At 67.5% G+C, this 26,410-nt stretch carries 19 protein-coding genes; 14 read left to right on the forward strand and 5 right to left on the reverse strand.

Features of this window, described 5'->3' with window-relative positions; translation table 11 throughout:
- The first annotated feature begins 185 nt into the window (after positions 1-185).
- The 3 genes from SSP29_RS60935 to SSP29_RS19900 all read left to right on the forward strand — a co-directional run bounded on the left by SSP29_RS60935 (position 186) and on the right by SSP29_RS19900 (position 4,783).
- Positions 186-320, forward strand: coding sequence for a hypothetical protein (locus tag SSP29_RS60935; RefSeq protein WP_275539767.1), 135 nt, complete (start codon positions 186-188; stop codon positions 318-320).
- A gap of 951 nt (positions 321-1,271) precedes the next feature.
- A complete protein-coding gene (locus SSP29_RS19890) occupies positions 1,272-2,294 on the forward strand; it encodes an alpha/beta fold hydrolase (protein ID WP_089102040.1) in 1,023 nt (340 codons plus the stop codon).
- Positions 2,295-3,463: 1,169 nt separating this feature from the next.
- Positions 3,464-4,783 carry a hypothetical protein gene (locus tag SSP29_RS19900; RefSeq protein WP_089102041.1) on the forward strand — a complete coding sequence of 440 codons (1,320 nt, stop codon included), beginning with the start codon at positions 3,464-3,466 and terminating at the stop codon, positions 4,781-4,783.
- Between the two features lie 466 nt (positions 4,784-5,249).
- Here SSP29_RS19900 and SSP29_RS19905 read toward each other — a convergent pair whose 3' ends face one another.
- The 3 genes from SSP29_RS19905 to SSP29_RS19915 all read right to left on the reverse strand — a co-directional run bounded on the left by SSP29_RS19905 (position 5,250) and on the right by SSP29_RS19915 (position 7,544).
- Complete coding sequence (locus SSP29_RS19905) at positions 5,250-5,810, reverse strand: sigma-70 family RNA polymerase sigma factor (protein WP_089102042.1); 561 nt, start codon at positions 5,808-5,810, stop codon at positions 5,250-5,252.
- A gap of 148 nt (positions 5,811-5,958) precedes the next feature.
- Positions 5,959-6,735, reverse strand: a complete 777-nt coding sequence (locus SSP29_RS52555) for a hypothetical protein (RefSeq protein WP_145968926.1) — start codon at positions 6,733-6,735, stop codon at positions 5,959-5,961.
- A gap of 14 nt (positions 6,736-6,749) precedes the next feature.
- Entirely contained in the window at positions 6,750-7,544 is a 795-nt protein-coding gene (locus tag SSP29_RS19915; RefSeq protein WP_089102044.1) for a transglycosylase SLT domain-containing protein, read from the reverse strand.
- Positions 7,545-8,169: 625 nt separating this feature from the next.
- Between SSP29_RS19915 and SSP29_RS19925 the strand changes: the two genes are divergently transcribed.
- The 9 genes from SSP29_RS19925 (at position 8,170) to SSP29_RS19965 (ending at position 17,103) form a co-directional block, all read left to right on the forward strand.
- Complete coding sequence (locus tag SSP29_RS19925) at positions 8,170-8,619, forward strand: DUF6668 family protein (protein WP_150134515.1); 450 nt, start codon at positions 8,170-8,172, stop codon at positions 8,617-8,619.
- 214 nt (positions 8,620-8,833) lie between these two features.
- Positions 8,834-9,109 (forward strand): hypothetical protein, encoded by a 276-nt coding sequence (locus SSP29_RS19930; protein ID WP_089102046.1) that lies wholly within the window; start codon positions 8,834-8,836, stop codon positions 9,107-9,109.
- A gap of 76 nt (positions 9,110-9,185) precedes the next feature.
- Entirely contained in the window at positions 9,186-9,473 is a 288-nt protein-coding gene (locus SSP29_RS19935) for a hypothetical protein (RefSeq protein WP_089102047.1), read from the forward strand.
- Positions 9,474-9,492: 19 nt separating this feature from the next.
- Positions 9,493-10,236 carry a DUF8175 domain-containg protein gene (locus tag SSP29_RS19940; RefSeq protein WP_089102048.1) on the forward strand — a complete coding sequence of 248 codons (744 nt, stop codon included), beginning with the start codon at positions 9,493-9,495 and terminating at the stop codon, positions 10,234-10,236.
- 1 nt (position 10,237) lies between these two features.
- Positions 10,238-11,425 carry a hypothetical protein gene (locus SSP29_RS19945; protein WP_089102049.1) on the forward strand — a complete coding sequence of 396 codons (1,188 nt, stop codon included), beginning with the start codon at positions 10,238-10,240 and terminating at the stop codon, positions 11,423-11,425.
- A 57-nt stretch (positions 11,426-11,482) separates the two neighbouring features.
- On the forward strand, positions 11,483-12,976 hold the full coding sequence (locus SSP29_RS19950; RefSeq protein ID WP_089102050.1) for an SCO6880 family protein: 1,494 nt from the start codon (positions 11,483-11,485) through the stop codon (positions 12,974-12,976).
- A gap of 194 nt (positions 12,977-13,170) precedes the next feature.
- Positions 13,171-14,694, forward strand: a complete 1,524-nt coding sequence (locus tag SSP29_RS19955; RefSeq protein WP_245883147.1) for a putative type IV secretion/conjugal transfer ATPase — start codon at positions 13,171-13,173, stop codon at positions 14,692-14,694.
- Positions 14,691-16,514, forward strand: a complete 1,824-nt coding sequence (locus SSP29_RS19960; protein ID WP_089102410.1) for a type IV secretory system conjugative DNA transfer family protein — start codon at positions 14,691-14,693, stop codon at positions 16,512-16,514. The genes SSP29_RS19955 and SSP29_RS19960 overlap by 4 nt, the downstream gene beginning before the upstream one ends.
- 88 nt (positions 16,515-16,602) lie before the next feature.
- Positions 16,603-17,103, forward strand: coding sequence for a DUF4913 domain-containing protein (locus SSP29_RS19965; RefSeq protein WP_150134516.1), 501 nt, complete (start codon positions 16,603-16,605; stop codon positions 17,101-17,103).
- A gap of 1,368 nt (positions 17,104-18,471) precedes the next feature.
- On the opposite strand, the gene SSP29_RS19975 is transcribed toward SSP29_RS19965, so the two are convergent.
- Entirely contained in the window at positions 18,472-21,432 is a 2,961-nt protein-coding gene (locus tag SSP29_RS19975) for an AfsR/SARP family transcriptional regulator (RefSeq protein WP_245883148.1), read from the reverse strand.
- An 817-nt stretch (positions 21,433-22,249) separates the two neighbouring features.
- Complete coding sequence (locus tag SSP29_RS19985; RefSeq protein WP_150134518.1) at positions 22,250-23,509, reverse strand: CHRD domain-containing protein; 1,260 nt, start codon at positions 23,507-23,509, stop codon at positions 22,250-22,252.
- 236 nt (positions 23,510-23,745) lie between these two features.
- Between SSP29_RS19985 and SSP29_RS19990 the strand changes: the two genes are divergently transcribed.
- Both SSP29_RS19990 and SSP29_RS19995 read left to right on the forward strand, forming a co-directional pair.
- Positions 23,746-24,225 carry a COG4315 family predicted lipoprotein gene (locus tag SSP29_RS19990; RefSeq protein ID WP_167449962.1) on the forward strand — a complete coding sequence of 160 codons (480 nt, stop codon included), beginning with the start codon at positions 23,746-23,748 and terminating at the stop codon, positions 24,223-24,225.
- A 1,763-nt stretch (positions 24,226-25,988) separates the two neighbouring features.
- Entirely contained in the window at positions 25,989-26,240 is a 252-nt protein-coding gene (locus SSP29_RS19995; protein WP_089102056.1) for a hypothetical protein, read from the forward strand.
- Positions 26,241-26,410: the final 170 nt, after the last annotated feature.

The following is a 26,410-nucleotide window of genomic DNA, read 5'->3' on the forward strand; positions in this document are numbered from 1 at the left end:
TGCCTCACGAGACGGGGAGTTCGCCTCTTCGGGCGGGACGAGGCGTTGCGTGCCGTAACTGCGCCGATCGCCGAGGACTCGGCCGGTCGCTGCACGAATGATCGTAAGCAGGGCACCGCAACACGGCTCGTGGAGCCCTCAGGTGCCCATTCCCCCAATGTCTTCCGTACGAAACGGAGAACGCTATGAACACCCTTACTGTGATCGACGAACTCGAAGCGCTGTTGGACGGTTCGTGGGAGGACGTATCCGAGACCGAAGCCTCCGACGTCGAGGTCCGCATGCCTCGCCTCGGTGACGGCGGGTACAACTACTGCTGACCATGGGGGCGTAGCCGTCCGACGGGACGGCTGACAGGAAGGGCGGGGCGTATCCTGACCGCCCTGCCCTTCCGCGTCGGGTGCGCCGCAGCATGAGCGAGCCGTCGGGCCCGGAGCCCTCGGGGGTGCCTGCTGCAGCTGCGACACCTGTCGATCCGGGCGGCGGTGCTGCCGGCGTGTTCCGGCTGCGATGCGAAGCCCGACCGGATCGAGCAGGTGCCGGAACGTACTGAATCAATCGTCCAGACCCTCGGCAGCGGGCGGTCGCGCGCCGCCGAGGCCAGGGGGCCGGCACACAGCATGACGCGGAGCCCAGCGGCCGTTCGGCACTTACCGGTGACGGTCTGCCAGCGGAGACCGTGCGGTGCACCGGCCTCGGTCGGCCCGCTGCCGATGGAACGGCTGGTACCAACCCGTACGAGGCTGGTGTCGGCGGGCCGGTGTGGCGAGGAACGAAGCACCGGCTGATCACCGCGCCGGTGCCGCGAGACAGTCATACCGGGATCAGGGCGAGGAGTTGGGCCGGCATGACGAGTTCACCTGCGCCACCAGCATCCCGATCTCTTTCTCTATCCCGATCAGTCTCTGACAGCACGCTTGTAGAGAAATCGCCAACGGCGTCCTCTCGAAGGATTTCCGCAGAGGCGCCGACTGACGATTGTAGGAGCCAAAAGAACCAGAGTAGGGCGAGGCCGGAACGCGCTTTAACAGACACTGGCGCTTGCCTACAGACACCAGGACCACCTAGCCATGCACTCTGCGGACAAGTACAACCAGTCCAAGGAGTACGCCAGTGCCAGGCGCCATCTCGGAGCCTGACCATGCGGGAAAAGGCTAGGACCGTTCGTCACTTTACTTCGTCTTCACCGAAATTCCGGTGTCAGTGTCGCCGGGCTATCACGGTCATTCCACCGTGATGTCTCGCAGCAGAATCCACATCCAGGAGTAACAGTGCCCCGTTTCGCCCGCATCGCGGTTGCGGTGCCTGCGTTCGCGTTGACCATCTGCGGGATGGTGGCCGCCGGGCCGCCGACGTCCGCACAGCAGCGTCCGGCCGACGTGCCGACTGCCACATCAACCTCCACGTCGCGCTCACATGCGACGACGGGGTCCGCCGCGACGGTCGTCGAGCGCACCATCCACGGCGACGGCGTCGATCTGTTCGTCCGCGCGGTCGGGTCACCGCGCGCCGAAACTACCGTAGTCGCCCTCCACGGTGGACCGGGCCTGTCCAGCGACTACATGCGCGCCTTCGAGAAGCTGGCCTCCGACCACGTCCGGGTGGTGACCTGGGACCAGCGTGGCACCGGGCGTTCCACCAAGCCGGCCGACGGCGACTACTCGGTCGCGTCATACGTCGCGGACCTGGAGGCTGTGCGTCAGTCACTGGGCGCGCCGCACATCGTGCTGCTCGGCCACTCCTGGGGTGGGCTGATGGCGTCCGCCTATACCGCCGCCCACCCGGACCGGGTCCGTGCGTTGGGGCTGATCGACGCCGAACCGGCCGATGGGGCCGCGGCTCAGGCAGGCTTGCAGCCCTTCAATGCGAGGCTGGCCAAGCTGGTCGGCGACGGTGTGATCCGGCTGCCGATTCCGGACGTGATGGGCGATGACTGCACCGCGCAACTGAAGGCGTTGTTCCCGGTGTACTTCGCCGACCCGAGCTTCGTACCGCCGCCCGGTGCGCTTGACACAACCACCTGCTCTGCAAGCGCCGGCGCTGCAACGAACCAGGGCCTGACCGCCGAGACGTTCGCTGGAATCGCCTCGGGCCTGGCCCAGTACCGTGGCCCGGCATTGATCCTTTCCGGCGCAGACGACCCGTTCGGGTCCGGGTGGGTCAAGGCCGGGCAGCAGGAGCTCGCCCATGCCCAGCCCCGGGTGGTCGTCGTCCCGAACGCCGGCCACTTTCCGTGGCTGGAGCAGCCGGAGCCCTCGTTCGCCGCGGTCCGGGCGCTGGTGTGCGGGTCCTGACGTACTGGGGCCACCTACCTCGGCGCCACCGTCGCCGGTAGGTGGCCAGGGTCCAGACGGCGGCCTGCGGGTGCGCCGTGGCGGCGACCGTACCCCGCCCGACCGCCACGGTCGGCGTCGTGGCCTACGCTCGGGTCGAACGCCGTCGCGAACCCCGCTCAAGTCCGAAGAGCCGGGTTGGTTACCGGAACCCCGCTCGGCGGCGGGGTTCCGGTCGTGGATCACGGCAGAGCAGCCGCAGCACGCTCGACATCGAGGGCCGCGATGCGCTTGTCGGCGAATCTGAGGTTGTCCCGAGCTGCGGCGAGTTCGTTCTCCAATTCGGTGTTTTCGTTGGTCAACCGGCGAACCTGCTTCTTCAGGAACCGTCTCCGACAGAGGCTTCGCACGTTTGCCTACCCGTCCGGCGTTGACGTGTCCCGCTCTGCCCTGTGCTTGCTCGCCGTCCGCCGCAGAGAACACCGTCATACTCTCGGCCCCCGATGGCGGCGCCTGAGCCCGGGCCGGCAGACCTTGCTCACTCTCGCCCACCCCCGCAACGGTCCGCGGCCGAGGGGGAAGCTGTCCGCCGGCCAACAGGCCAAGCCGTCCTCGCCCTCCAACTGGCCTGCTCGGGCTGAGGATGGAAAGAGCTGTGAGTGGGGTCGGCTGCCTCGTACTTCTCGCGAACAGCGCCGCCTCCCGGCGCCGCGGGGCGTCGTCGCGGCCGACTCTCGTGATACGGAGCGGATCGGGAGTTCCAGCCCGATGCGGATTACGGCCGGACAAGGAGACGGAACCGGTCCCGGATCGGTTCACACATCTTCGCCATGCTGCGCCAGGCCGTGAGCCGGGATCGACACGCAGTTCATCCCGAATGGTGTGCGGCACGGACGAGACGATGCCGCAGCTGTTGCCGACGCCGGGGCTGCTGCGGGTGCCGGCGACATCCCTGCATCTGGCCGACGGGCAACCGGTAGCCGTCGATGGTCACTCTGCCGCCCGTACGGATCGTGAGTCGGTCGTTGGGACGCACTCGCATCATGTGTTCCGTCTCGGTGCAGGCGTAGACGCCACTCCCCAGCCCTTGACATCGGGTGAACCGTGGCACGTCCAACACCGTTGTTGCCTATCGCCGTCATGGCCGCGGCCGAAAGGCCAGGTCCGTATCCGAGATGGAAGGCTGAGTCATGCCACACGGGCAGGAGCACCGTCAGCACAGTCATGAGGAGTCCAACCAGGAGGAGGCTTCGGCCACCGCATATCGCCCTGGACCCGACTTGTCAGTTTCCTCGTCTGCGGACGCTGACCGCGAGGAGACCACCGGCACCGCGTCCGCGGTCATCGTCCGCGAGACCACCCCCGACCAGGTCCCGCCCCTGCCCGACGCGGAGGAAGCCCGCAGGTATGTCGACAGCAAGGGGCAGTACGCCAGGGGACAGATCCACTTCGACGCGGGGCACTACCAGAAGCTCGTACTGGATGTCAGGAGCCAGGAGTTCTACTTCTACTGCGACGACTGGCGGGTGCCACGGGGCCGGAACAAGAATGACCGGTTCCCGCCTTCGGCCGGCGTCTGGGCCCCGTTCCATTGGCAGCGCGTTGCCGACATCCTGTTCTGGACGATCGACTCGCACTACAACTTCGTGGAGCGTCCGTACCTCACGCTTGAGGAGGGCAACGCCTTCGCCCATGAAGTCGCCGCGCTCGCCCAGGCCCTGTTGCTGAACCTGCAGTCCGTCCCCGGCACCAACACTTATGACTGGAGCGCGGAGTCGGCCAGCGCGGGTATGGACATCCAGGCTGCCTGCAGCCGTCATTGGCACCCGCCTCAGGGCCGCCGCCCGGGGCTCGTGAACATGGCCGAGGCCGTGTCGGTTCATCCCAGCCTCGTTCAGGACCGGTGGGCCAGTCTCGACGACAGGCAACTCGACGAGGAGGCTGAGCGCCTCAACCGGTACGGCCTGTACCTCAACCCAGCCATCGCCGAGGCCTTGGGAATCGACCCCCATGCCCACGGCGCGTCGCTCATCGGTACCCGGGCCTGGCTCTACAAGCACCGCCGCGAGGCCGCCGCCGGCCGCCCGGTGCAGAATGCCGCCGCCTTCCTCGCTGCGCAGCCGGCGCTCGTCACCGCCGACACCACGTCTGCCGAGTTGGAGGCCGTTCCGGAGAGGGCCAGCGCGGCTGCCGAGGCCGAGGGGATCGTGCTGCTCGGTAACACGACCTACGTGGCTCACGCCCGGCGCGAGGAACTGCGTAAGGAGGTCCTCGACGAACTCGCGGCGTACGGCAGGGCTCGCGCGGCCGCCGAGGCCACCGCGAAGTCCTGTCGCTCCGCCGTCTACGCCCGTCTGTACCGCGTGCTCTCGTGGGAAGACCGGCCGGGCGTCAAATCCGCCGTCAGTGACACTGACCTCGGCGAACTGGCGCACGTCAGCAGCCAGACGTTGGTCAGGCTTCGTGAGCGGCTCGACGAGGGCACCGATGAGGAGGGCGTCGATGGCTGACCCTATATCCGGATAAGGGGGCGATGAGCCGCGCCCGACGTGGCTGCACTGGTGCCTCGAACCTGCTTCCGGAGGCTCCCGACCGCACAGCTACTCCGCCTCGATGAGGGACGGGCCTTACGCGTTCCAGGACGATCCAGGTGCCGAGCGTCGCCAGGGTTTTCCCGCCGGGGCCCGGTCTCCGTCATCATCCGGGCGACCTGGAAGCTCCGGGCCGCTCGACCGTCTCACTGCAACCGCTCACGAAACCCGACCTGGAGCTCCGCCGGCGCTCGGACGACGACCTGGTTGGGGCGCTGGGGCGAACAGTGGCATCTCCAATTCCGATGTTTCCCATGTTTGCGGTGAGCCGGACGAGGGCCGGCCGGACCCTGCGCGGGCAGTAGTGACTGCGTCCCAGGGGGATCTCCATCGGCGGGCTCCGCGAGAGCCTTGGACAGACGATCGGCGACAGCGGTCTATTGCCTCAGCCGGCGGCGGCGTCGACTCCTCGTTCTTGCAGCGCGAGGCGCAGCGAACGCAGGCCATAAAACACGCGGGACTTGACGGTACCTGGCGCAACGCCGAGCACAGCAGCGGCTTGCTGGACGGTGCGGTCGGCGAAAAACGTCTCAAGGAGTGCCTCCCTGTGCACCGGTGTCAGAGCTTCCAGAGCGTCTCGTATCACCATGGTGACGAGAACCCGGTCGATGTCATTGATCTCGGTGCACATGTCGTTCAGCCAGGAGGTATCGCTCCCGACCTCCTGGGGGCGGGCCAATCGGGTGCGGTGCCCGTCGATGACCAGGTTGCGAGCCACTCGGAACACCCAGGGCCGTACGGCCTTCCCCTCCTGGCCGGAGAGATCGAACTTTTGCCAGCAGCGGAGCAGCGTCTCCTGGACGACGTCCTCAGCGCGGTGCATGTCTCCGTTCAGCAGGCGCAGGACGTATGCGTGGAGGGCAGGCCCGTGGGCCAGGTACAGCTCCCGCAAGGCCCGCTCCTCGACGGTGTCGGCGCCCGCTGAGCCGATGACGTTCAGGTTCATAGCGTGTTCCTCGGTTCGTCGACCGGTCAGGCCGGTAATTTCCCGTTTCTCCAGAGGTGTTATGGCTCTGTTCCTGGAGTGGTTCGAGTTTCCCGAGGGGCTGTCCATGCGAGATTTACAGCGGAGATATGAACGGATGACGCCCAGGTCAGGGTGTTGACGTAAGCCAGTGCAGATGGCGCCTCACCAGGTCCGCGAGCTCGCGATGGCTGGACGGAAGCAGCTCTTGTCGCTCCAACGTGTCGTACATGTGCAGCAGTTCGTGGCCATGGGCGACGGCCGCGGCATCGTCCTCAAGCCGACGCCAGGAAGCGGTGGCACGGGCCAGATCGTCCGGAACCCGTGCGTCGCCGTCCCGGCAACGGATCCGTGCGACCCCGAGGGCCAGCACAGTGGCCTGACGGTGCTCGCCGTACAGATACGCGAGATACGCCTCCATAGCACGTGCCTCCAGGGTGTGCGCGTGGTCATGGCCTTCGACATCGGCGAGGTGTACGCGCAGAGCGCTCGCCATCTCCAGTGCATGTCTCACATCGCCGTCAGCAGCGGCGCGATTGATGGCACGAACGCGGTCGAGAAGTCGGGCGGGTACGGGGGTCCCGCCGGTGGAGGCGGATTCCTTGACGGCTGCCGCGGGCTCGGCCGTTTCCGGCAGCGGTTGCCGCGCCTCCTCGGCCCCCGAGGATGCGTCGAGTGTCAGGATGCGGCTGGAGCCGTCCGGGGCGACCTCCAATCGGAAGGTCGTGAGCCCCGGCCGGCTGTCGATGACCGCTTCGACCGCGGCGCCCAGGCGCCGAGCATGACCTTGCAGCAGGTCGAGTACGAGTTCGTGTATTGGCCTCTGGGAGTCCCGGAACATCGGCTCGCCGTTGACCTGGGCCGTGTCGTTGTCGCCGATGAGGATCTCGAAGTGGGCTGACGCCATGGCGATGCTCCTCGTCAGGACTCGGGGGTGGGAGTGGAAGCGGAGGGCGATGGGGTAGCGGGCGGTGAGGAGAACGGAATCGGCGCGGTGCCGTCGTATTTGGCGAACAGGGCACGGACACCCAGGACATAGCCCTGGCCCTCGTTGGTCTGCGGTACGCCGCGCGCGGCGCGGACCGTGTCCATGCCTTCGTCGTAGCCGGCCAGGGCCAGGTCGAGGACCTTGCCGGTGGCGGCGCCGGAGTCGATCAACTTCTGTGCTTGGTCGGCGAGATCGCACATGAACCGGCCTTGCGCCATGATCGAGTCCTTGGGATCGAGGGCGGACGTGCTGCCGTTGTCGTCCTCGTCCTTGCCGTACTGCTTGAAGACGTCCGGCGGCAGTTGCGACAGGCCCTGTTCGCCGTTGAGGCCGGTCAGTGAGGCATTCCAGCCGGATTCCCGTTCGATTTGGGCGGCGATGACGACAGGGCCGACCGGGTCGCACAGTCCGCCGGCCTCGTTGATGGTGTCCTCCAGGTCCGAGGGGACCGTCTCGGAGTCGAGTTCGCCCTTGCCGTCGCCCTGAAACGACGACATCACCGCGTTCGGGTCGCCTCCCGAGTCGCCGCCGCCGCTGAACAGCAGGATCAGGGCGATCAGCGGCGCCAGGATGACTCCCAGGCCGCCGAAGATGATCACGATGACGGTCGTGCTCAGCAGGGCCAGCGGCGACAGCAGGATGCCGAAGCCGGTGCCGGCCGCCAGGGTGTTGCGCACCGTCCTCGATGTACCGCCCTCGTCCGGCGGCTGTCCCGCGCCAAGGCTCATGGGTGCGTGCCTCTTTCTCTTCCGGTGGTCATAACGGATCGCCGGTGCCTTGAACCGTTCGAAGTGAACGGCCGTTGTGGTGCCGACGGGCTCGACACACCCCAACGGGCCCCACTGCAAACCGGTTCAAAACAGAGAACGTCATTCGATATACGGCTACGGTCCGTGATGGGAAGAGTGGGTGGCGCGTATGGCGCACAGAAGCGTGTCCTCGGCGGTGTCCTCGAACCCGCAGTCATGGGTACGGGGGCCCACGGCATGGGACGAGGGCGGCGCGATGGTCGGGGAGTATCCGGCGCCGGAACCGACGACATCGTCACCACGGCTGTCCGACACTGCGTCGGCAGAGCCGCCCGCCATCACCCCTCCGCCCGAGCCCAGTGCCTACACCGTTGCGGACCCGATGTCCCACCAGCACCCAACCGCCCCTCACGCCCAGCACATGCAGCCGGCGTCGGACACACCGTCCAACGCGCACGAGGTCCCCGAAATCGACCGTCCCACCACACGTCTCTCCGTCCCCCGGGCCATGAGAGACGGCGCAAGGAGAAACGGTGTACAGCGCAGGTCCGCGCCGACACCAACCGCCCAGGCGCCCTGGGGCCATCCGCGACAGAGCAGCCGTGTGCGCTCCCCGGCGTCGCAGGAGATCGGATGGGTCAAGGCACACGGCGGGGCCGGCACGACATCGCTGGCCAAGGCGTTGGGAGGGGTCGACATCGGCGCCCGCTGGCCCGATCCGGCCCGGGGCGAACCCCGCCGGGTGTTTCTTGTCGGACGGACCAGCGCCAGCGGGCTGCAGTCGGTGTCGCGCGCCCTGCGTGCACTGCGCGAAGGTGCTGCCCCACAGGAACTCGACCTGCTCGGCGTGGTCCTGGTGGCAGATATCCCAGGCCGACTGCCACTGGCCTTGCTGCGCCGCATCCGTGTTCTGCGCTCGGCCGTGCCTGTGCATCGGGTGCCGTGGATTTCGGCCTGGCGCGTGCACGGCCGCACACAGGTTCTGCCGAAGCAACTCCTGCCCCTGGCGGAACTGATCGGCCGCAGCTTCGGCAGGGAAGCCGACAGCGCGTGAACCTCCGTTTCCGGCCGGGCCGCGTCGGCCGCCGGACGGTCGTACCGGTGTCCGGGAAACCCCGTACGGGCGCTGTATCGAGCCGGATCACCGTGTCCGGGGTTCCTTCCTGACCGCCCGCGACGCCACACAGCAACTCCGTCCCCGGATCACCGTGCTCAGCTCCCGACTGTCGGCTCGCCCCCCCCGAATCAGAAAGCGAAGGTGACCGAACATGACCGGCCACAGGGATGCCGTCCGAACACTCGCTGCTTTCGACCCCGGGCCCGATGCCGGGACCATCCTCGACGTCATCGCCTGGTGCGCCAGTGCCGCCGGGGTCGGTGGGCTCATCATCGTCGGCATCAACATGGCGATCCAGATGCGCCGCGGCGATCCCGGCGAGGGCGGCGAACACTTCCGAGGCGTCCTTTTTATCGCCATTGCCTGTGTCATCGCTTCGACGGCCGGCCCTCTGATCGCCTTCCTCGGCGACCTCTCACTCCACTGACCGCACATCGGCCCAGTCCGGCCGACCCACTTCCGCCTCGCCACGCTCCGTGGCACCGACTCACCCGGAGACCTCCATGTCCAGCCTTCTCTTCGACACCGCCAACTTCCTTGCCGCCGACGTACCCCAGCCGACCCGCGACGCTCCCGGCGAACTGACCGCCAAGGTCAACACGGTGCTCGGCATCGCCGCATGGGCCGGCACGGCCGCCGGTGTGGCCGGTGTGCTGGTCACCGGCGCGATGATGGCCCTCTCCGTCAAGCGCGGTGAGAGTTCGGAGCACATGAGCCGACTCGGCATGGTGCTCGGCGGCTGTGTCCTCGTCGCCACCGCCGGTCCGCTCGTCAGCTTCGTCTTCGCGTGAGCCGGGAGGAACGGTCGAAGTGTTCCGACGCAGGCAACGACGGACCCAGCCCGACGGGCCGTACTACAAACAGCGCAGCTGGCAGGTGTCGGCGGGGTTCCTCGCCGTGGTCCTTGTCGTGGGCGGGGGCGTCGCACTGACGTCCGGGAGCCACGAAGTCTCCGACTCCGGTGCCCAGGGCAGTGGTCCGCTGGGCAGCACGTCCGCCGACAGGGGCAGCCGACCGACAGGCTGCCATACCGATGACAGCGCGGGCTCGGCGCTGCCCACGGCCGCGCCGACGGACATCAGCTGGCGCACGCTCGATGTGGCCCGTGTGCCGGTCTCGGCCTCGGCAGGGCCGACCCGCACCTCGGGCGCGGTGTGGTGGTGCTTCGCGCACACACCGACGGGTGCCGCCCTCGCGGCGCACATCATTCCCGCGCAGATGAGCGGCCCCAACTGGCGGGCGGTCACCGAGGAACAGGTGGTGGCCGGCCGGGGCCGCGACCTGTTCGTGTCCCAGCGCTCCACCGTGCGTGACGCCGCCACCCGCGGCGCCTCGTCGCCCGCGACGTATGCGGGTTTCGCGATCTCGTCCTACCGAGGTTCCACCGCGGACGTGGAACTGCTCATGAAGACCTCCAGCGGCTACGCCGCCACCACGATCGGTCTGCGGTGGAGCGGTGGCGACTGGAAGGTCGTGCCCAGCGCCGACGGCGATCTGCACACGCCTGTTCAGACCGTGCCGGGCGCCAACGGCTTTCTGATGTGGGGGGTGTGACATGGCGTGCCCGACCGGCAATCCCGTGGTCGACGTCGCGGTCGGCTTCTTCGAGTTCCTCGGCGACCCCGTGGGCACGATCGTCAAGGGTGTCGCGAACGCCGTCCTCGCCGGCGCGATCGCGGTGTTCGGAGCGCTCACCACAGCCGTACCCACCCTGGCGGGGACGGACACGGCGCGAGACGTCAACGGCCAGTCGCAGTGGGTCGTGGTGTATCTCGCGGTCGGCTCGCTGGTGTTCGCCGCCGCCCGGATGGCGGCCGAGCGCCGCGGAACCGCGGGCGTCACCGCTCTCAAGGGCATCCTGCGCGTGGTCTTGGTCTCCGGCGCCGCCACCACCATCGTCACCGCTGCGGCAAGCCTGTCCGACCGGTACGCCGACTACCTGTTCTCCGCCGGAGCCCAGAACCAGCTGAACAACGTGGGCAGCTGCTCGGACGGCGACGGCATCCAGGCATTCCTGCTGCTCGTGCTCGCGTTCCTCCTGCTGATCGCCGGCATCGTTCACACGATCCTGTTGTACATCAGGCTCGGCGTGATGATCCTTCTACTCGGCACGCTGCCCCTGGCCGCCGCCGCCTCGATGACGGAGTGGGGCAGCGGCTGGTGGCGCAAGCACATCGGCTGGATGATCGCCTGGCTGCTCTACAAACCGGCTGCCGCGCTCGTGCTGTACGCCGGCTCGGCGATGATCACCTCCGGCGGCTCGGCCAACCAGGGCGGCAACGACATCAACGAACGCATCGCCGGTATCGGCGTGATGCTGCTGTCCGCGGTCTCCCTGCCCGCTCTGCTCAAACTCGTGGTCCCGGCGACCGCGGCCCTCGGCTCCGGCGGCGTGGGGGGTGGGGTGTCCCAGGTCGGTGGTCTTGTGGCGTCCGGCGCCCGGTCGATCGGCTCGGGTTCATCCGGGCGGGGTGATGCCGGACCGAGTGGTGCGACCGGGGGATCCGGCCGCAACGGCACGACAGGCGGTGGCGGTTCCGTCGGCGCCCCGGGACTCGGCGGTCAGACCGGGCCGAGGGGGTCCGGCGGCGGCACCGGAGCGGGCGGTGTCCCAAGCCGGTCCGGACCGGGCGGTGCGGTCGGCGCGGCGATCACGACGGCGACCACCGCGGCCAGGGTCGTCGGCAACACGGCGGCCGGCGCCGTCGATGGCGCCGACGGCGACCGGGGCCACAACCACTGACCCCGGACCGGGGTCGTCCCTCCGACTCCCGGCTTCGTGAGAGGAATCCGGATCACCATGTCTACGGAAACAGTCATCCATCCCACCTATGGGAACTGGCGCCGGCCACGCAGGCCGGGCCTGGGCCCGCTCGGTCTGGTCGGCACGTTCGGGGTTTTCGGCGGGCTCGTCCTGACCCTGCTCGCGTCGCTGATATCCCTGACAGCAGCGCTGGTGGTGGCCGCGCCGCTGATCGTCCTGCTGGTCCCGCTGGCCGTCCGCACCCAGGACGGGCGCAACGTCTATCAGCTCGTCACCCTCCGGATCGGATGGTGGCGCCGCAAGGCCAAGGGCTCCCACCTGTACACCTCCGGCCCGCTCTCCGCGCGGCCCGGCGGGCGCTTCCGCCCTCCGGGTCTGCTCAACAAGGTGACCGTGAGCGATGGTCAGGACGCCTACGACCGGCCCTTCGGCGTGCTGCACCATCCGGCCCGCAACCTGTACACCATCGTGCTGGGCTGCGACCCCGACGGCGGTTCGCTCGTCGACCCGGACCAAGTCGACGTGTGGGTGGCTCTGTGGGGCGAATGGCTGGCCCGGCTGGCGCACGAACCAGGTCTGCGCGGCGCCTCCGTCATCGTGGAGACCGCCCCCGATCCGGGCACCCGCCTCGCCAACGAGGTGCTGCCCCGCCTCCATCCGGACGCCCCACCCGCCGCCCGGGCGGTGATGGAGGAGGTCGTCCAGCGCTACCCCACCGCCTCGTCGGAGATGCACACCTACGTGGCGCTCACCTACGGCGTCCCAGCCGGCCAGAAGCGGAAGAAGGAGGACGTCGTCGCCGACCTCGCCATCCGCATTCCCGGTCTGCTCAGCGGCCTGGTCGCGGCGGGCGGCGGCGCGGCCTTCGCGCTGTCGGCCGAGCGGATCGCCGAGGTGGTCCGGGTGGCGTACGACCCGGCGGTGGCGGCCGACGTGCTCAACGCCCGTGCCCAGCACGGCGGAACGGGCCTGGAGTGGGACGACGCCGGCCCTGCCGCCGCCGTCGAGTCCGTGGGCAGCTACCAGCACGACTCGGGCGTGTCCCGGACCTGGCTGCTGACGCTGGCGCCCCGTGGCACCGTACGGTCCTCCGTACTGCGAGGCATGCTGGAGGCGGCGCCGGGGACCCGCCGCAAGCGGGTGGCGTTGGTCTACCGGCCCATCGACCCGGCCACCTCTGCCCGGATCGTCGAGTCGGACCGGCGCAGCGCCCAGTTCATGGCCACGTCCGGCAAGAACATGGTGCAGGCCCGTGCGGCCTCCGAGGTTCGTGCGGCGGAGCAGACCGCGGCAGAGGAGGCGGCGGGCGCCGGGCTCGTGGAGTTCTCGCTGATGCTGACGGTGACCGTCGACAACATCGAGCAACTGTCCGACGCGAGCGTCGCCATACGCAATCTGACCGCTGCGTCCCGGGTGCAGGTGCGGCCCGCCGACCGGATGCAGGCGGCCGCGTTCAGCTGCACTCTGCCGGTCGGAATCCTTCCCTGGGAGCAGACCCTTGTTCCTTACGAGCTTCAGGAGGCGCTGTGAGCCGCGGTGACGAGAAGAAGGCCGCCCAGGCCGACCGCCGTGCCGGAACCGGGGCCTGGGGGTCGCCGGCCCGGGACGGTGACCCCGGCAGGACCGGGAGATCCGGAAAGCAGGACAAGGCAGCGTCACGCTCCAAGCGGCTCTTCGTCCCACCCCGTGGCTGGTACGGACCGGGCGGCGGACGAGTCGGTTACATGGATCCGCCCACCATGTGGCGTGCCACCACGGTGCAGGCATGCGGCATGTGGCCGTTCGCCGCCGGTTCCGGCTCGCCCATGACCGGAGTACCGCTCGGGCAGCACCTGTTCACCGGCGCCACCGTCTGCGGCGATCCGCTGAACTGGTTCACCCGTGCCCGTTACATCTCCAACCCGTCGCTGTTCATGCTCGGTATGCCTGGCCTGGGCAAATCCACGCTCATCAACCGGATGTTGATCGGGCTGGCCGCGACAGGCGTCGTCCCGTTGGTGCTGGGCGATCTCAAGCCCGACTACGCGGACACCGTACGGGCGCTCGGCGGCCAGGTCATCTCCATCGGCCGCGGCCGTGGCGGCATCAACGTCCTCGACCCGGGTGCGATGGGCGCGGCGGCAGCGAAGATCGGCGGCGAGGCGGGCGAGGTACTGCTGGCCGAAACGCACGGGCGGGTGCTGAACATGGTCGCCGCGCTCATCACCATCGTGCGGGGCCGCCCGATGGACGACCATGAGCAGTCGGTGCTGAGCGCGTGCCTGCATCATCTGCGCGAACGCACCCCGGCGGGCGGTACGGTTCTGCTGCCCGACCTGCTCAGGGTGTTGACCGAAGGCCCCGAAAGGGTCCGTGCGGTCACCCTGGACCGCGGCGACGACGCCCGCTACCGGGATGCGGTCGACCCGCTGCATCGCTCCCTTCTGGGCATCCTCGACGGCCCCCTCGGCAGCACCTTCGCCTCCGAGACATCCACCCGCATCGACCCCGACGCACCCGCCGTGTGCATCGACATCTCCGGCATCGGCGAGGCGGACACCCAGCTGACCGCCGCGGCGATGCTGGCCGCCTGGTCCGACGGGCTCGGCACAGTGGCCGCCTCACACGCCCTCGCGGACGCGGGGCTGGCGCCCCGGCGCTGGTTCTTCACCGTGCTCGACGAGTTGTGGCGCCCGTTGCGCGCTGCCTCCGGCATCGTCGACCGCATCGACGCGCTCACCCGGCTCAACCGTTCCCTCGGTCTCGGCGACGCCAAAATCACCCACACCCTCAAGGACGCCGAGGCGCTGGGCACCGACGCCGACCGGGCCAAGGCCCGCGGCTTCGTCGAACGGGCCGGGATGGTGGTCTGCGCCGGGCTGCCGAAGACGGAGATGGAGGACCTGGGCCGGGTGGTCGGGCTCTCCCGGCGGGAGGTGGAACTCGTGTCGTCCTGGTCCTCGCCCCCTGGCTGGGGCGTGAGCGGTGAACACGAGGAACCGCCCGGCCGCGGCCGCTTCCTCATCAAGGTCGGTGGCCGCCCCGGCATCCCCATCAAGGTCGCCATCACCGACGCGGAACGCAGGCTGCACAACACCAACACCCGTTGGACCACCAACGAGGACGCCGTCGCACAGGCTGTGGCCCGTGCGGCAGCCGACGTCGCGCGGGCCGCCCAGGAAGAGCCCCGGGCCGCACTCGGCGATTTCGCATTCGAAGGCGTGCCGGGTGGCCCCGGCCCGGAGACGGCCGGGCGGTGGTCCACATGAGGGGGCCCCGCGCCGATGGCGCGCACGAGTATCTGTCCTGGGCGATCGTCGCGATCGCCGGCCTCTTCCTCGTCCTGTTCACCGTCGCGTGGGCCGGCGGCACTCTTGGCGCCGGACTCGGCGGTTACGGCTTCGCCACCCCGCCCTTCTCCATGTCCACCGCCGCCCGGCTGGCCGGCCATGGCACCCGCGTGCTGTGGCCCGCCGCACCGCCCGCCGTTGTCTACGCCGGGATGCTAGGACTGCTCCTCCTCATCGCGGTCCCCGTCGGCCTGGCGGCACGCCTTCTTCTCGGGGACCGCGAGGCCGGGCCGAAGGGCTTGGCCGGCCGTCGTGAGCTTGCCGCCATGTGCCCCGCAGGGATCGAGGCCCGGGCCCGTGACCTGCGCCCCACCCTCAAGGGGCGCGAACAGGTACACCCGGACGAGACCGGCAACCTCCTCGGCGACCTCGTCCCCAAAGGCCCCGAGCTGCGAAGCAGTTATGAGGACGTGGAACTCGACCTCATGGCACCCCGGGCCGGCAAGTCCACCGGCATCGCCATCCCGCGGGTGCTGCGTGCCCAGGGCGCCGTCCTGCTCACCTCCAACAAGTCCGACGTGTACGCCGTCACCCGCGCCGAACGCGAAAAGGCCGGCACGGTATGGACGTTCGATCCGCAGGGCATCGCCCACACCCCGCGCGCCATGTGGTGGGACCTGCTCGGTGAGTGCCACACCATCGAGAGTGCCCGCCGTCTCGCCGGCCATTTCGTGGCGTCCGTCAACGACGACACCGCGAAGAAGGACTTCTGGATCTCGGCGGCGCAGAACACCCTCACCGCCCTCTTCCTCGCTGCCGCCCGGGGCGGCGCCTCGGTCTCCGATCTCCTCGGCTGGCTCGCCGACCCTGCCGATCGCACCCCGGTCGACCTGCTGCGCGACGCCCGACTCGTCGCGATGGCCGAGCAGTTGAAGGGAACGGTCACCGGCGCCGTCGAGACCAGGGACGGCATCTACGAGACCGCGCGTCAGACCGTCTCCTGCCTCCTGGATCCGGAGATCCTCGCATGGGTCACGCCCGACCCCGAACTGCCGGAGTTCCGCCCCGACCGGCATGTCCTCGGCAAGGACACGCTCTACCTCCTGTCCAAGGACGGCGGTGGCTCCGCCGCCGGTGTCATCGCGGGCATCGCTGACTCGACGATGAGGGCGGGAGTGGTCGCCGCGGAACGTATGGGAGGCCGTCTCGACCCGCCCCTGACCGCGGTCCTGGACGAAGCGGCCAACGTCTGCCGCATCTCCGACCTGCCCGACCTCTACTCGCACTTCGGCTCCCGCGGCATCAACGTGGTGACGCTGCTGCAGAGTTATCGCCAGGGTGCCCGGGTCTGGGGCGAGATGGGCATGGACGCCCTGTGGAGCGCGGCGACCGTCAAACTCCTCGGTGCGGGCCTCGACGACGCCGACTTCGTGCAGAAGATCTCCACCCTCGTCGGTCAGCACGACGTGCGGACACCCAGTGTCTCCCGCAGCAGGGACGGCACGTCACACTCGTACTCCTACCGTCAGGAAGCCGTCCTGCCCCCCGAACGCATTCGAGCCCTGCCCAAGGGCACCGCCCTCCTCCTCGCGACCGGCGTCAAACCTGCGCTGATCCGTTTGCGCCCCTGGTACAAGGAACCCGGCGCCGACGCCATCTCGGCGGCGGCGAAGGCGGAGACGGCGGCGATCACGGAACGGGCCGCGGCCCGTCTGCCTGGGGTGCCGGCTGCTACAGGCGTGCCTGGTGTGCCGCTCATGAAGCAGGACCCGGCCGGCCTGGACGCCGCGCCGGTGTGACCGTACGCAGCGGCAGTTCAAACGAGCATCGCACCGCCTCGGTTCGTCTTCCTCGAACCTCAAGAAACCAAGACATTGCAGGAGAGCCATGTCGACCATGTCGACGGAGAATTCCGCATTCCATGACGCCGAGCGAGCTGCCCGTTCCGCGAACGAGACCGGCGCCGAGCCGGGAAATGCGTTCCCCGAAAAGGGGGTTCCCGAGCCGCCGCAGTTCATCCTCTACTTGGAGGGGCCCGCATACGCGCTGACGCTGCGGCAGCTGACCCTCTGGACCCACCATGTGCTGCTGCCGGTCTACGGCAGAGAAGTCACGTCTTCAGCCCCTTGGTGCCCCCGATGGTGGGAGCACCCCGAAGCAGTCGCCCAACTCCACGGCTTGTGGCTCGCCTGGGGCGAACTGACCGGTCCCGGCTCCGGCGCGACCGGGCCCGCCAGCTGGCACCGCGACTACTTGTCATCGGTCATGGAAAGCCTGCGGGACCCACAAGGTCCCTTCGCCGGATGCAAGTCGGGCACCCACCGTCCGAAAGAGACCCCCGTCATCGATGCCGTTGACCCGTTCGCACCGCCCTCGCCGGCGTTGTGAAAGACCGTAGGCGCATGGGTGCGTCGGGACTCGATCCTGATGGACATGCTTGCCTTCGCCTACGCCGGTGAGGCAGTGCCTGGCGAAATTGACTGGCTATTCAGGCGACACGTGATGAACCAATGCTCCGGCAGAACCGTTGTGTGTTTGTCGGACGCAGTAATTATCCGTCCAATGGCGCGGAATTCAGTGCCTTAAAAGGCTCTGCGCAGAGCTGCCATCCACTCGGGAAGAAGGGCAAAATGTCAGATTCAGAGCACAGCAGCGGTATTTCCAACGCTTCCTCGTATAATTCCGTCAGGATCAGCGACAATGGGGCGGTCCCGGCGGTCCGTCGCTCAAGTCAGCCCGTCCCAGACAGTGCACCCGCGCTTCCCGCACAGGCCACATCCGGCCTATACGACGCAAGCGAAAGTCAGTTCTACGCGGTCGGCAACAGCGGCGCCGTACAGCGCTGGAGTGCAAGTGCCGTGAAGTGGGTCTCGGATAACCGAGCAAAACTACTGGAAGCTGCGTTGGATGCTGCTCCCAACATCATTCAGGGCGTTTCGACCTTCGTACCCGGCCGGGCCGGCACCGTCGTGAACGCGGTGGGAGTCGGCGCCCAGGGCCTCCAGGCGGGCCATAAGATCTACCAGCAGGTTCAGCAGTACAGGGAAGGCGGCTATATGGACGGGGTCCAGCTAGCCACGAGCGCGACTCGGATCGGGGCTGCGGCCCTGAACACGATTGGAGCGGCCGGTAATCAGGACAGTGCGGCCGTCAAGATGGCGGGCGGAGCGGGGACCTGGCTGTCCGGGGCCGCAACCACGGCTGACTTTATGCAAGGCGCCGCCCGCCAGTCTCACCAACAGCAGGACTACCAGCATGAGATGTATGCCGGATTGGGTCAGAACCCAGCCCTCGGATCAAACGCGGCCTTTGGTAACTACCCTCCCGGATATCAGGGGCCCACGCAATCCCTGCACTCCACCTCTTCCGGTTCGGCGCCGCAGTCCATCCGCATGCAGGCTGCGGCCTACGATCCCCGCGCCGCTGCGGGCCCCAGCCAGCCCCACGAGCAGTCGCCTTCCAGTCGGCACGAGCAGTCGTCTTCCAGCCGGCGGAGGACGGACCGCAGCAGTCGCAGGAGGACCGGGCGGTAAGTAGCCCCAGCGGCTGACTCGACCCGCGACGGCCACGCCCGAGGGCGTGGCCGTCGTGTCGCTTTCCGCCGCCGCCAAGGGACGCTCGTTGAAGCAGCTTCTTACGCTTGAGCTGAACCTTGCATGTCCGTCCTCCCGTTGTACCGGTGCAACCTCGTCGTGGTTCGCTCGCCTCCCCGAACCACGACGAGGTCCTGAGCAAAGGAGTTCAAGCAGATCCATGTCAGCCCATGTCCTCCAGCCGATGGAGCCGCTCGCGGACCTTCTCGGCGTCCGGGTGGTCGAACTCCCCGAAGATCTCCAGCGCCCGGTGCCAGCTGCCGCGAGCGGAGTCCCGTTCGTCGGCGGCCAGTTGGGCGTCACCGAGGTTGCTCAGGGTGTGCCCCTCGCCCCACCGGTTGCCGACGTCACGGTGTGTCCCGAGCGCCTGGTGGTAGTACTCGACCGCCTCGTCTTGGCGGCCCAGCCGGCTGTGGACCGTGCCGATGCTGTCGAGGGCGATGGCTTCGACCCAGTGATTGCTGCCCCGACGCAGGACGGTGAGCGCCTGTTCCAGCGTGTCGATGGCGTCGTCGAACCTGCCGAGTCGCTGGTAGGCGTCGCCCAGATTACTCAGGGCGATTCCCTCGCCCCAGCTGTTACCGGTCAGCCGGAAGACGGCCAGCGCCCGACGGGTGTACTCGACGGCCTTGCCGAGCTCACCGATCTGAAGGTAGGCATCACCCAAGTTGCCTACCGCCGCCGACCTTCCCCACGCGTCTCCGAGTTCCCGGTAGACGGTCATGGCCCGATGCCAGTGTTCGATGGCCTCGTCGAACCGGCCTACGTGGCGCAGCGCGGCACCCAGGTCCGCAAGTGCCTGAGCCTCGCCCTCACGGTCACCGAGTGCGATGGCGGCAGACAGGCCGGTCCGGGAGGTATCGAGCCACTCCTGTATGTGGCTGCGGAGGTAGAAGAACCCCCACAGGACGGCGGGCAGCCGCCATGCGATGCCCGGCTGCCCGGCCATGGTGGCGTGGTGAACCGCACTGACCAGGTTGGGCCGTTCGGTCTCGCACCAGTCCAGAGCCTGTTCCCGCGTCGTGAACTCCAGGTGCCCGCATCCGGAGGGCAGCGGTTCGAGGGGAATGCGGCGGCGCTGCGGGGTGATGTGCAGGTAGGCGGCGTCGGCGGTGTGCAGGTACCAGGCGAGCAACCGCTCCACGGCCTGCTCCCGCTCCTGCGGTGTCTCGTCGGCACGGACCCGTTCGGCGGCGTAGACGCGCAGCAGGTCGTGGAGGGTGTAGCGGCCGGGGAAACGCTCGGTGAGCAGATGGGCTCGGGTGAGCTCGCTCAGCAGACCGCGGGTCTCGCGCAGCGGGAGACCCGGGAGACTGGCCGCAGCGGGCGCGGAGATGTCGGGCCCGGTGTGGAGACCCAGCAGGTGGAACAGACGTGTGGCTGGAGGGGACAGCGCCTTGCACGACCAGGAGAAGACGGCGCGTACGTCGGTGCTGATGTCCTCGCCGCCGGCGAAGGCGTCGAGGCTGCCGTGGCTCTCGCGCAGTTCTTCGGCGATGGCGCTCAGCGGGAAACCGGCGCGGGCCGCAGCGTGGGCGGCGACGATGGCCAGCGCCAGCGGCAGCCGACCGCACTGCGTGATGATCTCGTCCGTGGCCTGTGGTTCCGCTGCGAGGCGCCCGGCGCCGAGGCGGCGCGCCAGCAGTTCGTGTGCCTCGGCGGTCGTCAGCTGGTCCAGCGTCAGTGGATGAGCCCCTTCGCCGACGATCAGGCCGGTGAGCTGATTGCGGCTGGTGACGATGACCAGGCAACCGGGGGATCCTGGCAGCAGCGGGCGGACCTGATCGGTGTCACGGGCGTTGTCGAGGAGGATCAGCACTCGCCGCTTGGCGAGCATGCTGCGGTACAAGGCTGTCAGCGCGTCCAGACCGGCGGGCATCCGCGCCGTGGGGACGCCCAGCGCGTCGAGGAAGACACGAATTGCCTCGTCCGGGGTCACGAGCGAACCGGTCCGGTCGAAGCCGCGTAGGTTGATGTAGAGCTGTCCGTCGGGAAAGCGGTCGGCTATCTCGTGCGCCCAGTGCACGGCGAGAGTCGTTTTGCCGATACCGCCCATGCCCGCGATCGCGCTGATCACCACCGTCTCCGGCGAGTGGCCATCCGTGGGTAACAGAGCACGTGCCCGTTCGAGTTCAGCGCTGCGGCCGGCGAAGGTCGCGAGATCGGCGGGTAGTTGAGCTGGACGTGCCGCATGTGCGGCGAAAGGGGAAGCCGACGCCGTCGGCAGTTCCGGCTGCGGGACCGGGTCCGACTGGTCTGCTCTTTCGGGCTGGTGAACAGGTAGGTGATTCAGGGACGCGTCAGCCGCCAGTATGCGGTCCTGCAGGTCCTGCAGGTCCGGGCCGGGCTCGATGCCCAGCTCGGCCACCAGGGTGTTACGCGTCTCGCGATAGGCGGCCAGCGCCTCCGCCTGCCTCCCGGACCGGTACAGCGCCAGCATGAGCAGGTGGCACAGCCGCTCTCGAAACGGGTATTTACCGGTCAGAGAGACCAGTTCGGCGATCACTTCCCCGTGGCGGCCGAGTTCGACGTCGAGCTCCAGCCGGGCCTCGAGTGCGTTCATCCGTTCCTCGTGCAGCCGGGAGCGCTCGGACTCGGCCATCGGACCGGTGAGTCCGGCCATGGCCTCGCCCTGCCACCAGCCGAGCGCGGTGTGCAGCAGCTTCGCAGCGGTGGACACCTCGCCTGAAGCGCGCAGCTTCGTCGCCTCCATGACCCGTTTCTGGAACAGGTTCAGGTCCAAGGCGTCCTCTTGGACACGCATCAGGTATCCGTCGCCCGCGGACACCACGACCTGTGGGGCCCCTCCTTTGTCTCCCTTGGGCTCCAGCACCTTGCGGAGACGTGACACATAGGTCCGGATGACGGATGCGGCCGCCGCCGGCTGCTCCTCGCCCCAGACGGCATCGATGAGTTCGCCGAGGGTGGCGGATCGCCCGCTTCGCAGAAGCAGAGCGGCCAGCACCGTGCGCTGCTGTGGCGAACCAAGGTCCAGTTCCGATTCTCCGCACCATGCTTTGACCGGTCCCAATACGGCGAAGCAGAGAGAATCTTCGTTCACGTTCACGTCTCGGACTCTACTGACCACCAGATCTCCAGGAGTGGAGCCTGCCCTTCCGGACAACCGGTCGACCCCGTCGGACAGTGAGCCCCTTCCAACTCGCCCTGTCGACCGGGCAGTCGGACGATGGATGAACGAGGCGAAGCCTCTGGTAGACGGGCTTTCGGCCAACCAGTGCCGGCCAAGGCGTCCACGACGTCCGGCCTACATGCGGCATGAAGGTGTGACCTGGTGGAGGGGCTGACTGCCCGCTGTCTTGCAGGTTCGCGGCCGACGTGGAATCGCGGCAGGCGTGACCCATTCCGTACAGGCCCCTGAAGGCTGGACTGCAGGCGAACTGTGCCACGCCTCGCACGTCGCGGAACCGACCCGCACCTACTCACGGCCGTACTTCGGTGACCTTGGGAGACAACTCGCGGTCGGCGGCCTGGCTGAGCTGGTTGGCACCGAGGACGCAAGGGCTGGCCGCCGATCATGTCCCAGACGCAGGAGGTGAGGGGACCATCGAGTCACCACCCGCTGATGGGTTTCGTCGACCACGGCCTGTGCGGGACCGGGGAGCCGGTGGCCTCACCACCGGCCGCCGCCGCATCCGCCGCCTCGCCCGCCACTGGTCCTGGACCCACGCCATCACGGCCGCCCCTGACCCGCTCGCTCAACTACCGACCCGGGCTGACCAGCAAATCTCCCAATCTCTACGACAACGCCATCTGATCCGGAGCAGTGGAACCCGGCGCCCACCCGACGTGACAACCGGGCCGCCGGCCTGCCCCACATCAGCCACACAAGGCGAGACGGTCTGCCGACTCCGTCGGCAGACCGCCATGCAAGATCGAGGCTGGTGAAGGTCAGCCGCAGGCGCTTGGACACCCCGTTGAAATCAGACGTCGCCGAAGAACACGGATGAGATCTTGTTGTCGAAGTCGACGCTGGAGAGGTCGGTGTCGTCGCCCTTGATGACAAGGCTCTTGCCGGTGCAACCCTTGGCGGACCAAACCTTCACCGGCTGATCAGTCTGCACGGCGGAGGCGACGCCGGACCGGAAGACATCGACGCAACCGCTGCCGGTAACGCCCTGGGAAGGGTTGTCCTCGGAGAAGGAGCCCGGGTTGTCGAACAGTACGGACTGACCTTGGCGCGGCGTGGTCTTGGTGCTGTCGCCGTCGCCTGCGTTCTGCTCCTCGTCGTCCCCGCCCGTCTCCCGGCCAAAGAGCTGGCCGCGTACGGCGCCGTCCGGGAACTCCGCAGTGTGCAGGTTGGCGTAGAAGCCGAAAGGACTGTCGTGTATCTGCTTCACCACGGCCCGGTCCTGCTTCTGCGAGGTACCGGAGATCGCGAAGATGCCGCTGGGCACGGGAGAGGCGAACAGCGGCACTTTGACATCACCGTTCTTCCCGAAGACGCCCTGGTGGATATGACCCATGATGGGGGAGTCGATGTTCACCCAGGCCATTGAGTAGTCGACTGCTCGACCGTGGGCGTGCACGAACGTGATGGCGTGTCCGTCGGGATCGCCCACCTTCTTACCCTCAACGCGAACCTCCTGGTCGCCGTCCATGAGAGCGAGTTCCGAGCCACCGGCTACGATCCCCAACGGGTTCACCTGGTACTTGACCGGCTTGAGCTGGCCACGGACTGCGCCGCCAGGGAACTCCTTGCTGTGCAGGTTGACGTAGAAGCCGACCGGATTCGTGCGCAGCTGCTTGGCGAGTGACTCGTCGGTGACGCTGGTCTGGCCAGCCGCGGAGTCCACTGTGTCGGGCATGGCGGAGGTGAACAGAGGAACCTTCACATCGCCGTTGGCACCTTTGTCGCCTTGGTGGATGTGCCCCAACGTCGGGGCACCGATGCCTTGCCACTTCAGAGCGAAGGTGACCCGGTCATCCTTCACCTGCACAAGGGCCTGGGCCGAACCATCGGGATCGCCCACGGCAGGTCCGCCGGCCGTAGGCACTTCCTGGGCGCCAGTGAGTGTGGCGACGAAGGAGGCCGTCGGCCCGTGTGCGGCGGTGTCGATGGAGCCGCCGGATACCTGGGTCATGTTCATGCCGTTATGGCCAGTACGAGCGATGGCGGGTGTGGTGGCGCCGACTCCGACCGTCACGAGCGTGACGGCGAGGGTGAGTATGATCTTGCGCACGTGCTCCAACCTTCCGTATGACTCTGCCCTTCGAGGGCATTGAAGCCTGCAGCCTGTTCAACGCATGCGGCATGGGAATGGGTCAATCTGGGAGCCAAAAAAATTCGTCGGGTCGTGAACCGCGGAAGGCCCCGGACTCGTTTCACGGACGACACCAGCCGGCCACTACAACATCTTCACGGTTTTCAGCAGGGCCAGCGAGCCGGCATCCGCATATCGCGAAGGAATCCCGCATCATGCGTACTCAGTTCGTCATGTTCGCGATCGCTGCAGTTTCTAGCGCCGCGCTCACACTTTCTGCCTGCGATGGCAACTCCTCGGAGAAGAAGAACGACTCCGAAAGAAAATCTGCGGCATCTATCTCGGTGCGAGTTGCCGATTCCGAGTACGGGCGTATCCTGGTCGACCAGTCGGGTCGTACTCTTTATGCCTTCGGTAAGGACAAGGCCGGGGCGAGCGAGTGCGACGTCTCGTGCATAGCAGTCTGGCCAGCCCTGACCACCTCGTCCGCTGCCAAAGCGGGCGTCGGCGCACAGAAGGTACTCCTGGCCGAGAGGCAGCGCGCTACGGGTGTATCACAGGTGATGTACAACGAGTGGCCGCTTTACTATTACGCTGGTGACGCAGTTGCCGGTGACACAAATGGCCAGGGCGTCGACGGCGAGTGGTTTGTCGTGTCGGCGGATGGAAAGCTGCTGGAGATGCAGGCTTCCTGACTGCCCACGGCTTCTTCTCACTTCGGTGACGCATCACACTGGCATTGAAGGTTTCAGAAACGGCCGGGTATGTGCGGTCGAGCCTGGCGGAGAGATCCTAGGCAACGCCTACTTCGGCGAACTCGCAGGTAACCGCCTCACCAGTTGATCCATCGATCACTGGCGTTGAACCTTCTTGGCACGACGCGACGTTGTAGGGGGCAACAGGCATCTTGGTGGCTGTCATCGCATTCGCCCTCAAGGAACATGTGCTGTTCAGCTGAAAGGAAGGAGACCACATGAGTACACCGACCGAACCTCCTCGTGGGCCGACGCCTTATCTGGGAGACCAGAGCCCTCTGCCAGGACCGCCGCGCAGTTTCTCCAGTGCACCCGCTCGTGCACTGTCCGCGGCGTCCAGAGGCCTCAATGCGCTCGGTGAAAGAATAGAGAACCGGACCGTATTGGAAGGTATCGTCCGCTGGATTGCCAAACAGATGAACAAACTGGGTGACCGACTCGAAAATCGGGCGGACACCTCGAGAGTAGGGGGAGCTTCGGCTCAGGTCCGTGACAAGCAGCCGGCTTGGCGCACAGCCGCCGCCGGTTCGGTGAAGTGGCTGGCCGACAAGGCTGCCTCGGGTGGAGACCGCTTGGAGAGCAGGGCAGCCAGGCCTCGCTCTCAGACCGGGCTTGCCACGCGTATACGGCGTGCCGTCGCGCGTACCACGCTCCGGATGAGCGAGGGACTGCAGCAAATCTCGAAACGGCTTGACCCACCTGAGCCCACCTTTGAAATGGCGCAGGTTCCCACGCACTCTCCTCCGGTCAGTGCTGCTCCGGGACCTCCGCAGCCCTCGCAGCGACCGGAGTCCACGGTCTTTTCGCCTGCCGAGGCCGCAGACATCCATAATTGGATATCTGCGCTGGGCAGCTTCGGCCCCGATGTTCCGACGCCACCCACCCCGAGTGGCCCCAGCTTCGCGCCGTTCGAGCAGAAAACGACGGTGGACCGCCATCCCGCATCAGGGCCGCAGAGCTCCACAGCGGACTGGCGATATTCCGCCGGTCCCTCGGTCGCTGAGACGGCTGCGCTCCGTCCGAGCAGGACACCGTCCGTCACGTCTTCGGTCGCCAGCACGACAGCGACTGAGGCTCCACGAACCACTCCCAGAACGCCACGGCCCAACACACCTCGCAGGTCTGGCAGGTAGCTGCTACGCGGAAGGGGAATCTCACAGCGCGAGGCCAAGCGGAACAGAGCAGCCACGGAAGTCTGGTCTTCATCCGGAGAACTCAGTCGGACGCTCGTGCCTCGCGCTCTACAATGCGAGCAGAATCACCATGCATATCAAGTACTGTTCCCCTAGCCTCATGAACGATCGAGGCTAGGGGAACGAACGCACTATGTCGCGGTTCTCCGGCTACCGCCACCTCGGCCCCGCTATAAACGAGATCCCCCGCAACTAATTTGCCTTTCTCGGCCTGGCCGGCGCCCCCTGCCGCTACAAATCCCCCCTCAAACTGGCCATGTACAACACGGTGTTAATCATCCTTCGCAGGATTCGAGGCCTCCGACGAACCCGTGGTGGTCAGGGCAGCCACCTTCGCCGGTTCTCAAGATCAAAGCTGCTTCTGAATTTTTCAGGTTCTCACTCTGGGCAACCAGAGGTCCCAGGCACGGAAGAAGCGGCACCAACAGTTGAACCCGGGCGCCCGTCCTAGCCGTTGTGCTGGTCGGAGATCGACCCGACGGCTCTCCCCGGAAAGGATCCAGGAACGCCATGACTACGTGGAGCGAAGCGGACGCCACTCGCTATGAGTTGGCCAAGGATCTGTTGAACGCGGTCATCGCCGTCTACAGCAGCCGTATCGACCAGGCGAAAACCCCTGAAGAAAAGGCGCGGTTCCTAACCGAGCAGGCGTCCTACGCCGAGGTCGCACAACAGCTCGCAGTGACCGACAAGGAAGCTGTCCTGCGCGTCCTGGAGGAGTATCCACAGCTACTTAGAAGCCTGCGCGCGAATACTGCATGACCCAGACAGGCCCGGGCCTGACTGGGTGCGGATGAGGCTTCCTCCAGTAGGCCGAACTCATCGAGAACGTTGCCGGATCAATACGTTTGAGGCGACCGGGAAATGCGCCGGACTCTTTTGGTGCCACTGTCGGGGACGATTTCCCGATGTAGCCGAGCGTATTTAGTGGG

The sequence above is a fragment of the Streptomyces hyaluromycini genome, from assembly GCF_002217755.1.
GTDB lineage: Bacteria > Actinomycetota > Actinomycetes > Streptomycetales > Streptomycetaceae > Streptomyces > Streptomyces hyaluromycini.